Annotated in this window: 11 protein-coding genes; 4 read left to right on the forward strand and 7 right to left on the reverse strand. The window is 72.8% G+C overall.

Going from position 1 to position 13,359, the window contains the following annotated elements; all coding sequences use genetic code 11:
- Positions 1-158: 158 nt before the first annotated feature.
- Together PUR26_RS20780 and PUR26_RS20785 are read right to left on the reverse strand one after the other, a co-directional pair.
- Complete coding sequence (locus PUR26_RS20780) at positions 159-1,517, reverse strand: erythromycin esterase family protein (RefSeq protein WP_329873944.1); 1,359 nt, start codon at positions 1,515-1,517, stop codon at positions 159-161.
- A gap of 144 nt (positions 1,518-1,661) precedes the next feature.
- Positions 1,662-2,759 carry a class I SAM-dependent methyltransferase gene (locus tag PUR26_RS20785; RefSeq protein ID WP_329873945.1) on the reverse strand — a complete coding sequence of 366 codons (1,098 nt, stop codon included), beginning with the start codon at positions 2,757-2,759 and terminating at the stop codon, positions 1,662-1,664.
- Between the two features lie 307 nt (positions 2,760-3,066).
- On the opposite strand from PUR26_RS20785, the gene PUR26_RS20790 reads away from it, so the two are divergent.
- Positions 3,067-4,047 carry a zinc-dependent alcohol dehydrogenase family protein gene (locus PUR26_RS20790; RefSeq protein ID WP_329874277.1) on the forward strand — a complete coding sequence of 327 codons (981 nt, stop codon included), beginning with the start codon at positions 3,067-3,069 and terminating at the stop codon, positions 4,045-4,047.
- Between the two features lie 33 nt (positions 4,048-4,080).
- Here the strand turns inward: PUR26_RS20790 and PUR26_RS20795 are convergent, their stop codons facing one another.
- Together PUR26_RS20795 and PUR26_RS20800 are read right to left on the reverse strand one after the other, a co-directional pair.
- Complete coding sequence (locus PUR26_RS20795) at positions 4,081-4,689, reverse strand: DUF1349 domain-containing protein (protein ID WP_329873946.1); 609 nt, start codon at positions 4,687-4,689, stop codon at positions 4,081-4,083.
- A gap of 4 nt (positions 4,690-4,693) precedes the next feature.
- Complete coding sequence (locus PUR26_RS20800) at positions 4,694-6,250, reverse strand: aldehyde dehydrogenase (NADP(+)) (protein ID WP_329873947.1); 1,557 nt, start codon at positions 6,248-6,250, stop codon at positions 4,694-4,696.
- Between the two features lie 132 nt (positions 6,251-6,382).
- On the opposite strand from PUR26_RS20800, the gene PUR26_RS20805 reads away from it, so the two are divergent.
- The 3 genes from PUR26_RS20805 (at position 6,383) to PUR26_RS20820 (ending at position 9,282) form a co-directional block, all read left to right on the forward strand.
- Positions 6,383-7,153, forward strand: coding sequence for an IclR family transcriptional regulator (locus PUR26_RS20805; RefSeq protein WP_329873948.1), 771 nt, complete (start codon positions 6,383-6,385; stop codon positions 7,151-7,153).
- Between the two features lie 180 nt (positions 7,154-7,333).
- Positions 7,334-8,782, forward strand: a complete 1,449-nt coding sequence (locus PUR26_RS20815; protein WP_329873949.1) for a peptidoglycan D,D-transpeptidase FtsI family protein — start codon at positions 7,334-7,336, stop codon at positions 8,780-8,782.
- Positions 8,783-8,835: 53 nt separating this feature from the next.
- A complete protein-coding gene (locus PUR26_RS20820) occupies positions 8,836-9,282 on the forward strand; it encodes a hypothetical protein (protein ID WP_443077125.1) in 447 nt (148 codons plus the stop codon).
- Positions 9,283-9,574: 292 nt separating this feature from the next.
- On the opposite strand, the gene PUR26_RS20825 is transcribed toward PUR26_RS20820, so the two are convergent.
- From PUR26_RS20825 to PUR26_RS20835, 3 genes are all read right to left on the reverse strand, one after another.
- Positions 9,575-10,882 (reverse strand): pectate lyase family protein, encoded by a 1,308-nt coding sequence (locus PUR26_RS20825; protein WP_329873951.1) that lies wholly within the window; start codon positions 10,880-10,882, stop codon positions 9,575-9,577.
- Between the two features lie 42 nt (positions 10,883-10,924).
- On the reverse strand, positions 10,925-11,791 hold the full coding sequence (locus tag PUR26_RS20830; protein WP_329873952.1) for a rhamnogalacturonan acetylesterase: 867 nt from the start codon (positions 11,789-11,791) through the stop codon (positions 10,925-10,927).
- A 103-nt stretch (positions 11,792-11,894) separates the two neighbouring features.
- Positions 11,895-13,232 carry an ABC transporter substrate-binding protein gene (locus PUR26_RS20835; protein WP_329873953.1) on the reverse strand — a complete coding sequence of 446 codons (1,338 nt, stop codon included), beginning with the start codon at positions 13,230-13,232 and terminating at the stop codon, positions 11,895-11,897.
- Positions 13,233-13,359: the final 127 nt, after the last annotated feature.

Below are 13,359 nucleotides of genomic sequence, written 5' to 3' on the forward strand. Positions count from 1 at the left end.
GTCATGAGGGGTACGGCACGGAGGCTCCCCCTCCGCCGGGCACCACAACGCCCCCGCCGCGCGGCCCATTCCGATCCGGCGCCCCGATGTGACCGGACGCACGAGGGGCTCGGCGTCCGGTGCCGGGCGCCGAACCCCCGGGCGGCCTGCCGCCGGACTCAGAGCGGGCGGGCCTCGCGGACCCGGTGGAGGTGGATGAGGACGTCGTAGGCCAGGCCGAGGGCGAGAGCGGGCGGGTCGGGGTGGAACACCGAGCCGGCGTCGTAGACGGGACGCGCGGTGTTCAGCCAGTCCCGCGCCCTGGCCGGGGCGGTGCGCAGATCGAGGTAGAAGTCCCGGTGACGGACCCGGTCGAGGGTGTGCTCGTGCATGCCGGGGGCGGCCGGGGGCACGGTGGTCTTCCTCCAGTCGCCGCCGAGGGAGGTGTCCTTGGTGAGGAACGAGCCGCGGTTGAAGGTGAAGCCGATGGTGAGGTAGCCCCCGCCGAGGGCGTCACGCAGGTAGGCGCCCTGCGTCACGGGGTACATCCGGGGATCGGTGGAGAGGTAGCCGACGTGGCCGTTGTGCGCCGAGAGCAGCATCCGGTCGCCGGTCCGCCGGTGCCACCACAGGACGTTGTCCGCCATGGCCCGGTCACGGAGGTGCTCGGCGGCGGACACGGACGCCGGGTCGGAGACGTCGAGGCCGGTGAAGGCGAAGGTCTGCGCGATGTTCCGGGCGTGCTGCACCGCCCACTCCCCGTCCTCCCCGGCCGCGCCCCCGCCGACGGCGGTGGTCACCAGGTCGAGCGCCTCCTGCGCCCGGACGGCGTTCTCCCGTCGCTCCGCCAGAGGCTTGCGCAGGTACGCGAAGACGTCGTCCATCGGGCGCAGGCCCGCGTACAGCTCGTCGAGGCGCGGCAGCGACGCGGGCTCCGCCGTGCGTACGGTGGCGGTCACCCGCTCGAAGATCCGGTCGCCGAGCCGGGGTGCCCCGATGTCGTCGCCCATGAAGTGGACCTTGCGCTCCGGGTGGCGGCGGTTGTGGTCGCGCATCCAGGCGATCAGGCTGACGAACTCCTCGCGCTCCCAGGGGGACCCGGCCAGGGCCTCCTCGGCGATCCGGCGGGCGTCCCCCTCGCCGCCCTGGAGGTACTCGTCGATCGTGAGCCCCGCCGACCAGCTCATCTCCAGGGCGAAGGTGGTGAAGCCCTTCGTCTCCACGAGGTGGCGAAGGACCCGCTCCTTCATGGCGAAGAACTCGTGCGAGCCATGGGTCGCCTCGCCGAGACCGACCACCCCGGCGTCACCGATCATCGCGTCGAGCGCCCGCAGGTCGGTGGTGCGTCCGCCGGGCTCGGTGGAGCGCAGCGGGTGGGCGGCCCGCTCCAGCGAGCGCACCACCGACGCCCGCCGTCCGTCCGCCGTCGGCGCCGCGGTGTCCGCGACCGCCGCCGGGGTCAGCAGGGCCGTGGCCGTGACCGCCGCCGTCGCCGCCAGCAGCCCCCGTCGGCCGAACCGTGTCCGGTGTCCCGTCATCGTGATCGCTCCTCGCCTCGGGGGTTCCGGACCCCGGGTGTTCCGGAAGGCCCGTGAAGCGATCATGGTGTGCGGCGGGCGTGCGGCGCGCTGGTGCGGGCCCCCGGCCTCCGCGGGGGGACAACCCCCTGCTGCCGGGGGTGCTCACCGCGCCTGTGGCCTCGCGCCTCCGGCGACGTAGTAGACGTTCAGCGGATCCCCCTCGATCCTCCTGACCTCGACGTCGGTGAAGCCCGCCTCCGCCAGCATCCGCAGGGCGGTCCCCTCACCCCACATCGTGCCCAGGCCCGCGCCGCCGCTGCTGAGCGAGGTGGTCATGCAGTAGAAGAGGGACAGGCTGAACAGCGTGGGCCCGAAGGGGTGGCCGATGTTCTCCTCCAGCTCGCTCGACGCCGCGATGTCGCCCATCAGGAAGGTGCCGCCGTCCCGCAGCGCCGTGGCGACGGCCGACAGGGTGCGGGCGGGTTCGGCCAGGTCGTGGATGACGTCGAAGGCGGTGATCAGGTCGTAGCGGCCCTCGATGCGGGTCGAGTCGCCGACCGTGAAACGCACGTTGTCCAGCGCGAGCCGGGTGGCCTCGGCGCGGCCGGCGCCGATGCCGTCCTCGGACTGGTCCAGGCCCTCGAAGCGGCTGCGGGGGAACGCACGGCCGAGGACCACGGGCGCGTGCCCCTGGCCGGTGCCCAGGTCCAGTACGTCGATGCCCTCGGCCAGCCGTTCGGTCAGGCCGGGTACGAGCGGGACGATCGTGTCGACGAGCGCGGCGTCGTACACCCGGGCGGTCTCGGCCGCCTGGAGCGCCTGGAAGCGCGGGTACTCCGAGTACGGGACGCCCCCGCCCCTGAGGAACGCCTGGACGACCTGCTGCTCGACCTCGCCCATGAGCGCGATGTAGGGCATCAGCGCGGCCGTGTTGTCCGGGCCGGCCGCGGTGGTGAGCGCGGCGGCGTGCTCCGGCGGCAGGAAGTACGTCGCGCCGTCCGGCTCGTACTCCAGGAAGCCGCCGACGACCATGCCGCCGAGCCATTCGCGTACGTACCGCTCCTCCAGGCCGACGCGGGCGGCGATCCCGGCGCTGGTGGACGGTGGCATGGTGCTCATGGCGTCGAACAGGCCCGTCTGATGGCCGACGCTGGTGAGCAGGGCGAGCGCCCCTCCGTTGAGGACGTCCACCACGCGCCCGGCGAACGCCTCCTGCTTCGCGGGATCCGGTGCCACCCGATCCGCCTCGAGACTCGACATTGCGGCTCCTTTCACACTCTTTTGTCACGGTACGCCGCGATACCGAGGCTCGCCGGGCCGCTGGTCCCCTTCACCCGGCGGGCACCGGCCGGCGCCGGACACGGCCTACGGCGGGCAGGGGCGCCCGGGGCGCGGGCGGTGCGTCGCGGATCGCGCCCGCCGGGTGTCTACCGTCGGTTCCATGACCATGCCGAAGACCACACCCGCCGCCCCGTCCGCCGCCACGCCCGGCACCACGCGTCCTCCGCGGGCCGTGACGGCCGCCCGGAACCCGGGCACGCCGGGCCCCCCGCCCCGTGCGCGGACGATGCGGACGGTTCTGTTCCATGAGCTCGGCGGCCCGGAGGTCCTGTCGGTCGAGGACGTTCCGCTGCCCGACCCGGGGCCCGGGGAGGTCCGCGTCCGGGTCGAGGCGCTCGGTCTCAACCGCGCGGACGCCCAGTTCCGCGCGGGCACCTACGTCCTGCGCCCCACGCTGCCCGGCTCCCGGCTCGGTTACGAGGCGGCGGGCGTCGTGGACGCCGTCGGGGAGGGCGTCACGGCCTTCGCGCCCGGCCAGCCGGTGATGTCGGCGGCCAACTTCGGCATCGGCGCCCACGGCGTGCACGGGGAGCAGGTCGTCCTGCCGGTCGAGTCGGTGGTCGCCCGGCCCGAGGGCACCGACGCGGTGACGTCGGCGGCCGCCTGGCTGGCGTACTCCACCGCGTACGGCGGGATGCTGGAGACCGGCGGGATGCGGCCCGGCGACCATGTGCTGATCACCGGCGCGTCCAGCGGGTCCGGCACGGCGGCGATCCAGACCGCCGTGCGGATGGGCGCGGTGCCCATCGCCACCACCCGCAGCGCGGCGAAGCGGCGGCGGCTGATCGAGCTCGGGGCGGCCCATGTCGTCACGACCGACGAGGAGGACCTGGTCACGGCCGTGCGCCGGCTGACCGGGGGCCGCGGCGTCGAGCTGGTCCTCGACGCCGTCGGCGGGCCCGGTTTCGCCGCCCTGGGGGACGCCGTCGCCGCCGACGGCGTCCTGGTGGCGTACGGGCGGCTGGACCCCCGGCCGATCGAGCTGTCGATGAACTGGCCGCTGAGCGTGCGGACCTACGCCCACGGCATCGCGGCCAGGGACGCCGCCTACCGCCGGCGGGCCGCGGCGTTCGTGGGCGCCGGGCTGCGTGACGGCTCGCTCGTCCCGGTCGTGGCCGAGACGTTCGAGGGACTCGACCGGATCGTGGACGCGCACCGGCTGCTGGAGTCCAACGCGTTCACGGGCAAGATCGTGGTGCGGATCTGAGCCGGTGGGGCGGCCACGGCCCGCGGCCGGGGGTCAGGAGCCGTCGCGCAGCCCCTTCGGCCAGCTGGGGCGGAACTCCATCCGGTCGAAGGAGACCACGCACCCCTCCCCCACCGGCGACTGCGCCATGAACCCGACCAGCGCGGCCCCGGCCCGCTCCTCGTCGCCGAGGGCGAAGATCCGGACGAACGTCCAGTGCTCGCCGTCCGTCGAGGCGTGGAACGCGAACGACCTGCCCGTACGGCTGACCCGCAGCCAGACGCTGTCGCCGTCCACCACGAAGGAGTTGGCGTCGTCCGAGTGGCCCCGGGTGACGACCGTGCACACCGTCGGCCGGTCCGGGGACAGCTCCAGGCAGAGCTTGGCCCACTCCCGCTCCCCCACGTGGACGTAGAGCACGCCCGCGTCGAAGGCGGCCGCGAAGCCGACCTTCACCCGGGCGATCAGCTGGAAGTCCCCCTCCGGCGCGCCCAGCAGGCGGGGCGCGTCGGACGCGGGGTCCAGGGCGTCGCCCGTGGGCGGCACGAACCGGTCCTGACGGGGGCCCGCCCGGCCGGTCAGCAGCCCGTCCCGGTAGGACCACTCCGCCTCCGGGCCGTACTCGCGCAGCGGGAAGGGGAGCTCGTCGATTTTCAGATCCATGCGGTCAGTGTTCCAGTCGTCCGTCGACTCGACGCGGAAGGCCGAGCGGGTTGTCCTCGCGCAGCTCCGGAGGGAGCAGCGCGTCGGGGGTCGACTGGTAGCTGACCGGACGCAGCCAGCGTTCGATGGCGGTACCGCCGACCGAGGTGGAGGTGGAGGTCGTCGCCGGGTAGGGGCCGCCGTGGTGCTGGGCCGGCGCGACGGCGACGCCGGTGGGCCAGCCGTTGACCAGGACGCGGCCGGCCAGCGGGGTGAGCTCGGCGAGGATCGCGGCGCCGTTGCCCTTGCCCTCGGTCTCGTCCGAGGAGAGGTGGACGGTCGCGGTGAGGTTGCCGGGCAGCCGGGACAGGACGGCGGTGACCTGCTCCTCGTCCTCGTACCGGGCGACGACGGTGACCGGGCCGAAGCACTCCTCCAGGAGCAGGTCGTGCGCGCCGGCGGTGGCCAGGCGGGCGGCCGGGACGGTCAGGAAGCCGGGGCGGACGGTGTGTTCCGCCGCCTCCCCGTCGTGGGGCGGCACCGCGCCCGCGCCGGGGGCGACCGGCGCTTCCACGTCCGGGAGGGCCGCGCGCTCGGCGACGCCCTGGACGAAGTTGTCCCGCATCCGGTGGTCGAGCAGCACGCCCGGGGCCGTGGCGCCGACGGCGTCGGCGAGCGACGTGATCAGCCGGTCGCCCGCCTCGCCCCGGGGTGCCAGGACCAGGCCGGGCTTGACGCAGAACTGGCCGACGCCGAGCGTCATCGAGCCGGCGAGGCCCGTGCCGATCTGTTCGGGGCGTTCGGCGGCGGCCGCCTCGCTGATCACGACCGGGTTGAGGGAGCCGAGCTCGCCGTGGAAGGGGATGGGGACGGGGCGGGCGGCCGCCGCGTCGAAGAGCGCCCGTCCGCCGCGGACCGAGCCGGTGAAGCCGGCGGCCGTGATCAGCGGGTGTCCGACCAGTTCGACGCCCGCCTCGAAGCCGTGCACCAGGCCGATCACGGTCTCCGGGATGCCGTGCCCGGCGGCCGCGCGGCGCAGGACGGCGGCGACGAGCTCCGAGGTGCCCGGGTGGTCGGGGTGGGCCTTGACGACGACGGGGCAGCCGGCGGCCAGGGCACTGGCGGTGTCGCCGCCGGGCACGGAGAAGGCGAAGGGGAAGTTGGAGGCGGAGTAGACGGCCACGACACCGAGCGGCACCTTGTAACGGCGCAGGTCGGGGACGGGCGGTGTGGCCTCGGCGTCGGGGTGGTCGATGATCACGTCGAGGAAGGCGCCCTCGTCCACGATGCCGGCGAAGGCGCGCAGCTGGTAGCAGGTGCGGGCGAGTTCGCCGGTGAGGCGGACCTGCCCGAGCGCGGTCTCGGCGTCCGCCTCCGCGACGAGGCCGTCCTTGGCCTCGTCGAGCAGGTCGGCGGCGGTGCGCAGGAAGGCGGCGCGGACCGTGCGGTCGGCGAGCGCCGCGCGGGCGGCGTGGGCGGCTCGTACGGCGCTGTCGACCTCCCCGGCTGTGGCTTCCACCGCAACCTGTCCGCGCTGCTTCCCGGTTCGGGGGTCGACACTCCAGACTTGTGCTGCTGACACCGCGACGTTCCTCTCAGGTGACCGGTCCTGCCGCTCATCAGTGTTGTTCGGTATTCTGAACAACGTTCCTGATGATGAATATGCTGGGACTCTATTGACGGCCGTACCGTGTTACAAGAGGGGCGAGGACGAATGTCAGCTACCGAAACCGGCGGAGCGCAGGTCAAGTCCGCGGTACGCACGGTGGAACTGCTCGAATACTTCGCGGGCAGTCCCGGCATGCACTCCCTGGCAGCCGTCCAGGAGGCCGTCGGCTATCCGAAGTCCAGCCTCTACATGCTGCTGCGCACCCTGGTGGAGCTCGGCTGGGTGGAGACCGACGCGACGGGCACCCGGTACGGCATCGGCGTGCGCGCCCTGCTCGTGGGCACCTCGTACATCGACGGCGACGAGGTCGTGGCGGCCGCCCGCCCCACGCTCGACCGGCTCTCCGACGACACCACCGAGACCATCCACCTGGCCCGGCTCGACGGCACCAACGTCGTCTACCTCGCCACCCGCCAGTCCCAGCACTACCTGCGGCCCTTCACGCGGGTCGGCCGCAGGCTGCCGGCCCACTCGACCTCGCTGGGCAAGGCGCTGCTCGCCACCCACAGCGACGAACAGGTGCGCAAGCTGCTCCCGGAGACCCTTCCGGCGCTGACCGAGCACACCCTCACCGACCGCGAGAAGCTCATCGAGGAGCTGCGCGTCATCCGCGAGCAGGGCTACGCCGTGGACCGCGAGGAGAACACGCTGGGCCTGCGCTGCTTCGGCATCGCCATCCCGTACCGCACTCCGGCACGGGACGCCATCAGCTGCTCGGTGCCGGTCGCCCGGCTCACCCCCGCACACGAGCAGATGGTCAAGGACGCGCTGTTCGACGCCCGCGACCGGCTCACCCTCGCCACCCGCAGGCTCTGATGGCGATCACCCTGCGCGAGGTCCGGGAGGGTGACCTCCCGGTCTTCTTCTCCCACATGAGCGACCCGGAGTCGAACCGGGTCGCCGCGTTCACCCGGCGGTGGGCTGCGAGATGAAGGTTCTCTGAGAAAACCGGCATAGCGGAACGCTCGGCTCCGTACCGCTCGTCCTGTCCTCGGGATGAACAAGACGATCAGGAATGCCTCGGTCTTCTGTCTGCTGCTGGTCCTCGCCCTGCTGGGCCGGGCGACCTGGGTGCAGGCGTACGACGCCAAGGCTCTCGCGGACGACAAGCACAACCGGCGGAACGTGGTGGCGCAGTACGCCAACCCGCTCGGTGACATCATCGTGGCCGGCTCCCCGGTCACCGGTTCCAGGAAGACGGAGGGCGGCGACCTTCGGTACAAGCGGACCTACACCGACGGCGAGCTGTACTCCGCCGTCACCGGGTACAGCTCGCAGGCCTACGGCGCCACGCAGCTGGAGGGCATCTACTCCAAGGTGCTCGACGGGACCGACGACCGTCTGAAGGACCCGATCGGCGCCCTCACCCGCCAGGCGTCCGATCCCGGCGACGTGCTGACGACCATCGACCCGGCGGTGCAGAAGGCGGGCTTCGAGGCGCTCGGCGACAAGAAGGGCGCGGCCGTGGCGATCGACCCCAGGACCGGGAAGATCCTCGGCATGGTCAGCACCCCCGGGTACGACCCCTCCGCCATCGCCGGCACGTCGGACGGCGACGCCTGGAGGAAGCTGACCGGTGACCCCGACAAGCCGATGGTGAACCGGGCGCTGCGCCAGCCGGTGGCGCCCGGCTCGACGTTCAAGCTGGTGGTCGCGGCGGCAGCGCTGGAGGAGAAGCTGTACGGGTCGGTCGACGAGGCGACCGACAGCCCCGACCCGTACACCCTGCCGGGTACCCGCACGGTTCTGAGGAACGAGAACTCCTCGGCGCCCTGCGAGAACGCCACCATCCGCACGGCGCTCCAGTACTCGTGCAACAACGTGTTCGCGAAGATGGCCGACGACCTGGGCCAGGACAGGCTCAGGGCGACGGCCGAGAAGTTCGGTTTCAACGACGACGAACTGGACGTACCGGTACGCGCCTACGCCAGCGTCTACCCGTCCGGGATGGACAAGGCGCAGACAGCTTTGACGGGTATCGGGCAGTTCGACGTGACGGCCACACCACTGCAGATGGCCATGGTGTCGGCGGCTCTCTCCAACGACGGGGTGATGGAGGCGCCGCACATGGTCTCCGAGGTCGTCGACGCGGACGGCGACGCCCTGGAGTCGTACGGCGACGAGGGTTCGCGGCGGATCGTGTCGTCGTCCACCGCGGAGCAGCTGCGCGACGCGATGGTCACCGTGGTCGAGGAGGGCACCGGCAGCAACGCCGCCATCGACGGCGCCGAGGTCGGCGGCAAGACCGGTACGGCCCAGCGCGGCGTCGACAACAGCGAGTCGCCGTACGCCTGGTTCACCTCGTACGCCAAGGACTCCGGGACCGGCAAGGAGGTGGCGGTCGCGGTGCTGGTCGAGGATTCGGACGCGACCCGCGCCGAGGTGAGCGGCAACGGACTGGCGGCGCCGGTCGCCCGGAAGATGATGGCGGCGGCGCTGAAGTAGGACCCGGCCGGCGGGCGGGGCGGGCCGCAGGGTATGCAGGGGCGACGGTCTCGATGGATCGTCACCGCCCCCTTTCGCATCGGAGGACCGCAGTGCGGCTGCCCCGTTCCCTGTCCGGCTGGACCATCGCGGTCTTCGGCGTGCTCGCCTCGGCGCTCGGCCTCGTGGGCCTGGTCGCCCCGGACGCCCTCCTCACGGTGATGGGCTTCGAGCCCATACCGGCCTCGCGACGCGCGGACGGTGACCACACCTTGATGTTCCTGACCGCCTCCTCCATGGCCGCGGTCAACATGGGCGTCTACTACATGCTGGCGGCGCTCGCCGACTGGCGGCCGTTCTTCCGCTGGACGGTCCCGTTCCGGCTTCTCACCTGTGCGGTGTTCACCCTCGCCGTCGTCACCGGCCGCGCCCCGGCGGGCTTCCTCGGCGTCGGCCTGTGGGAGGGGCTGGGCGCGGTGGCGACGGGACTCGCCCTGCGCCGCGAGCGCGCCAGGATCTGAGCGGCGCCCGCGGGCCCCGGTGGAGCGGGGCGCTCCCGCGTATCGCTGCGGCCGCCCCGCGCGGGTGTCCCGGGGGCAGCCGGAAGGGGGCCGGAGCGGCACGTCCCCGGGGTGGCCGGGGACGGTGCGGAGCCGCTCCGGCCGTCGGTGGGGCCCCGGCCCAGGCGCGACGGCGCCGGGGGCGCCGGGCAGGGCCCGGGGCGCGCCCCGCCCGGCCTCGCGCGCCCGGCCTCGCGCGCCCGGCAGACGGCCGGACGCGCCCGGCCGCCGGCCTCGGCCGGAACGGGCCGGCTCAGCAGACCTTTCCGGCGCCCGCGCGGCTGCCGACGATGCCGGGCACGGCGCGCGCGTCGTCGACCCTGGTGCGCAGGGCCGGGGTCCAGCCCGCGCCCGACCGCAGGGGCGTCTGCGGGTTCTCCGCGTTGTGCGCGGCGATCAGGTCGACCGCCCTGCCGTTGACGTGGTTGCCCACGGCGGTGAGCGGCGCCTCCTTCCACTTCTTGAGGATCCTCCCGGCGCCGACACCGGACGGGAGCGTGAAGGCGTTCCTCTCTGCGTACAGCCGGGAGTCCATGCCGATGCCGAAGGAGTACGCGTAGCTCTGGCCCCGCTCGACGACGAAGTGGTTGTTGTACGCGTCGACCTGGCCGAAGCGGACGCGCGGGGCGCGTTCGACGACGCCCTTGAAGAGGTTGTGGTGCAGGGTGACCCTCAGTCTGCCCGCGTCGGTCGCGGCCGCGCTGTCGCTGTTGCCGATCATCAGGGTCTTGTCGTGGTCGGCGAAGACGTTCCAGGACACCGTGACGTGGTCGGCGCCGCGCACGACGTCCAGTTCGCCGTCGTGCTGCTGGTAGATCTCGCCGAAGTGGCTGGGCAGCGTGCTGTCGGGGTGACGGCCGTCGGTGAACGTGTTGTGGTCCACCCACACGTGCCGGGAACCGTACACGACCATGGCGTCGTACTCGGAGTTCCAGGCCCCGGTCGCGCCGTCCGTCGGGTCCCACTGCGGGAAGCAGTCGAGCGGGCTCTCGAGGGTGAGGTTGCGGATGATGACGTTGTCGACGTTCTGGACCTGGAGGCTGCCGCCGGTGATCCCGGCGTTCCTGCCCACACCGACGATGGTCGTGTCGGCGGGGACGTAGGCCTTGACGCCCTTGCCCTGGTTGGCGGCGGAGGCCGCCCGCAGGTCCTCCTGGGGGCCGCTGACCGGCGTCTCGTACCCCCAGACGGCGGGGTCGTAGTCGGCGAGGTACCGGTCGAAGTCGTACCCCTGGGCCTCGAACGCCTCGCAGCCGCCCCCGGTGGCGTCCAGGGTGCCGACGACCTTGATGATCCTGGGCGCGCCGTCACCGGGGGCGAGAGCGGCCTTGAACTCGGCCCAGGTGGTGACGGTGTGGACGTGCGCCGCGTCGGCGGCTGCGCCTCCGGTGGTGCCCGCGCCCTCGGAGGCCCAGCCGTCCCCGGCGGCGAGGGTCCGACGGCCGGGGTCGAGCGGCCCGGCGGCCTGGGCGGCGCCGGTGAGGGACAGCACCAGCGCGGTGCAGCCGATCAGCGCGACCGCCGAACCGATGGCCCGGCCCTGACATCTCTCTGTACGCATGGTGGCTCCTGCCTCGTCTGTCGTGGGTGTGCTGCCGGGCCGTCAGGCCGGCCCGGTTGCCGTGGCCGTCGATTCCGCGTCCGGCGGGGGCGGCCAGGTGATCCACCCGGCCGGGACCGGTTCGTCGATCCGCCGCAGGTCACGGGCGGGGAGGACCCCGCGTCCCCGCAGCCCGCGGGCCACCATCCGGGCCACCTCGATGGCACCCCGGGGCCGGAAGTGGGTGTTGTCCTGGCTGCCGTCGGGGTGGTTGGGCGACTCGCCAGGCGCCAGCCAGTTGAAGTACGCCTTGGACGGCTCGGGCCCCAGGGCCTGCCACTCCTTGATCGAGGACGCCTGGACGTCGACGAGGGGCACGTCCTCCCGCGCGGCGAGCGCCCGCATGGCCGCCGGATACTCTCCGTGGGTGGTCACGGCCCGGCCCCCGGCGTCGAACCTGCGCCGCTCGACCGGGGTGAGCAGCACCGCTCCGGCCCCTCGGCTCCTGGCGCCCCGTACGAAGCGGAGCAGATGTTCCTGGTACGTCGACCAGGGCTCGGTGTAGCGGGAGGGGTCGGCGGCCTTCTGGTCGTTGTGCCCGAACTGGATCAGCAGGATGTCGCCGTGCCGGAGCACGGCCAGGACGTCGTCGAGCCGGCCCTCGTCGACGAAGCTCTTGGAACTGCGGCCGTTGACGGCGTGGTTGGCCACGTCGAGCCCGCCGCCGAGGAAGTACGGCAGGGCCATGCCCCAGCCCGCCTCGGGCGCGGCGTCGGCGTACTTCTGGGCCGCCGTGGAGTCACCGGCGATGTGGAGGGTCCGCGGCCGGGGGCGTCCGCGCCCATGTGCCCGCGCGGTGCCCGCGGCGGCGGGCCCCAGGGGGAGGGCGGCCGCCAGCGCGGCCACGGTCTGTCTGCGGCTCAGGGACATGTCGTCGTGCCTCCCTCTCGTACGGAAGGGCCCGGGGGCCCCGTGGTGGGTGGCCGGCGGCGGTGGCGCGACTCGGACCGCCGCCGGCCGGTCCGGGGACGGGTCAGCTCCCGTTCTGCTCGCTCCACTCGGCCTGGGCCGTGTTGAGCTGCTTCGCGAGGGTGCCCAGGAACTCCTTCGCGGTCATCGCGCCGAGGAGCACCTTCTGGAAGTTGGGCTCGTTGTCGGCCTTGCTGATCTTGTTCCAGTCGGGGAGGTAGTACGGCAGCTCCACGATCCTGGTGGACCCGTCGGTCAGCGACCGCGCCCCGAGCCTGGTCGGCTCGGCCTCGTTGATCCACGGGTCGGCGGCCGCCTCGATGTTCGAGGGAATCGCCCCCGCCGACGCGTTCCACTTGCTGTTGGACTCGTGGGAGACGGCGAACTCGATGAACTTCCAGGCCGCGGCCTTGTTCTTGCTGGCCTTGAACAGACCGAGCCCGTCGACCGGGTTGGAGACCTGGACGCGCGTGCCGTTGTCCCCGACGGGGTTGGGGATGCCGCGGAACTTGTCCTTGCCCAGGGCCTTCACGTGGTCGGTGTAGGAGCCCAGGTTGTGGCTGAGCATGCCGATGGTGCCGGTGTCGTACTGGGCGACCATCTTCTTGAAGTCGTTGTTGACGTCGGCCTGCGGCGTGGTCCGCTTGAACAGTCCGACGTACTTCTCCAGCGCCGCCACGTTCTTCGGGTCGTCGACCGTGGTCCTGTCGCCCTTCCAGAAGGACGTGATGCCCGACTGGCCGTACATGGCGTCCAGCGCCGGTGCGATGGAGCCGGAGCCGCCGCGGATGGTGTAGCCGAACCTGTTGCGGTCGACGTCGGTCAGCTTCTCGGCCGCCGTGTAGAAGTTCGCCCAGGTGGTGGGCGGCTGGAGGCCCGCGGCCTTGAACAGGTCGGTGCGGTAGTAGAGGGTCCCGTTGCTGGCGGAGGTCGGCACGGAGTACATCTCGTCGCCCCGGCCGCCGGCCGACTTGACCGACTTGACCATGCTCGGGACGAGCTTGCCCTTCAGGGCGGACGCCTCGATCCGGTCGCCGACGGGCTCCAGGGCGTCCTGCGCGACGATGTTGGCGAGGTAGGCGGCGCCGACACCGCCGACGTCGGGCAGGCCGCCGCCCGCGATCGCGGTGTCGTACTTCGACTGCACGTCCTCGCTGGGGACCGGGACGTACGTCACCTTGATGTCCGGGTTCTTCGCCTGGAAGTCCTTGATGATCTCCTCCCAGACGTCGGTGCGCACACCGCCGTTGTTGTCCCAGAAGGTGATCGTTCCCGTGCCGGAGCCCTCCGCCCCGCTGCCGCCGCTGCCGTCGTCACCGCACGCGGTGGCGGTCAGGGCGAGCACCGCGGTCAGCGACACGGCCGCGGCCGCTCGTCTGGTGAGGGTCTTGGGGATGGTCATGGTCGGCTCTTCTCTCTCACGGGTTCTCAGGTGTGCTCAGCGGTGCCGCTGGTGTGCCGGGGGGCACCGGCCGGCGGTGTGCTCAGTGGTGTGCCGAGGCGCGTCGCCCAGCGGCGCGTTCGGCGGT

This window comes from Streptomyces sp. SP18CS02 (genome assembly GCF_036322365.1).
Taxonomy (GTDB): domain Bacteria; phylum Actinomycetota; class Actinomycetes; order Streptomycetales; family Streptomycetaceae; genus Streptomyces.

What these genes read in the sequence shown, in the direction of transcription:
- PUR26_RS20815 (WP_329873949.1), top strand. Translation starts at nt 7,334, where the DNA reads ATGAACAAGACGATCAGGAATGCCTCGGTCTTCTGTCTGCTGCTGGTC.
- PUR26_RS20825 (WP_329873951.1), bottom strand. Translation starts at nt 10,882, where the DNA reads ATGCGTACAGAGAGATGTCAGGGCCGGGCCATCGGTTCGGCGGTCGCG.
- PUR26_RS20835 (WP_329873953.1), bottom strand. Translation starts at nt 13,232, where the DNA reads ATGACCATCCCCAAGACCCTCACCAGACGAGCGGCCGCGGCCGTGTCG.
- PUR26_RS20820 (WP_443077125.1), top strand. Translation starts at nt 8,836, where the DNA reads ATGGATCGTCACCGCCCCCTTTCGCATCGGAGGACCGCAGTGCGGCTG.
- PUR26_RS20830 (WP_329873952.1), bottom strand. Translation starts at nt 11,791, where the DNA reads ATGTCCCTGAGCCGCAGACAGACCGTGGCCGCGCTGGCGGCCGCCCTC.
- PUR26_RS20795 (WP_329873946.1), bottom strand. Translation starts at nt 4,689, where the DNA reads ATGGATCTGAAAATCGACGAGCTCCCCTTCCCGCTGCGCGAGTACGGC.
- PUR26_RS20805 (WP_329873948.1), top strand. Translation starts at nt 6,383, where the DNA reads ATGTCAGCTACCGAAACCGGCGGAGCGCAGGTCAAGTCCGCGGTACGC.
- PUR26_RS20785 (WP_329873945.1), bottom strand. Translation starts at nt 2,759, where the DNA reads ATGTCGAGTCTCGAGGCGGATCGGGTGGCACCGGATCCCGCGAAGCAG.
- PUR26_RS20790 (WP_329874277.1), top strand. Translation starts at nt 3,067, where the DNA reads ATGCGGACGGTTCTGTTCCATGAGCTCGGCGGCCCGGAGGTCCTGTCG.
- PUR26_RS20780 (WP_329873944.1), bottom strand. Translation starts at nt 1,517, where the DNA reads ATGACGGGACACCGGACACGGTTCGGCCGACGGGGGCTGCTGGCGGCG.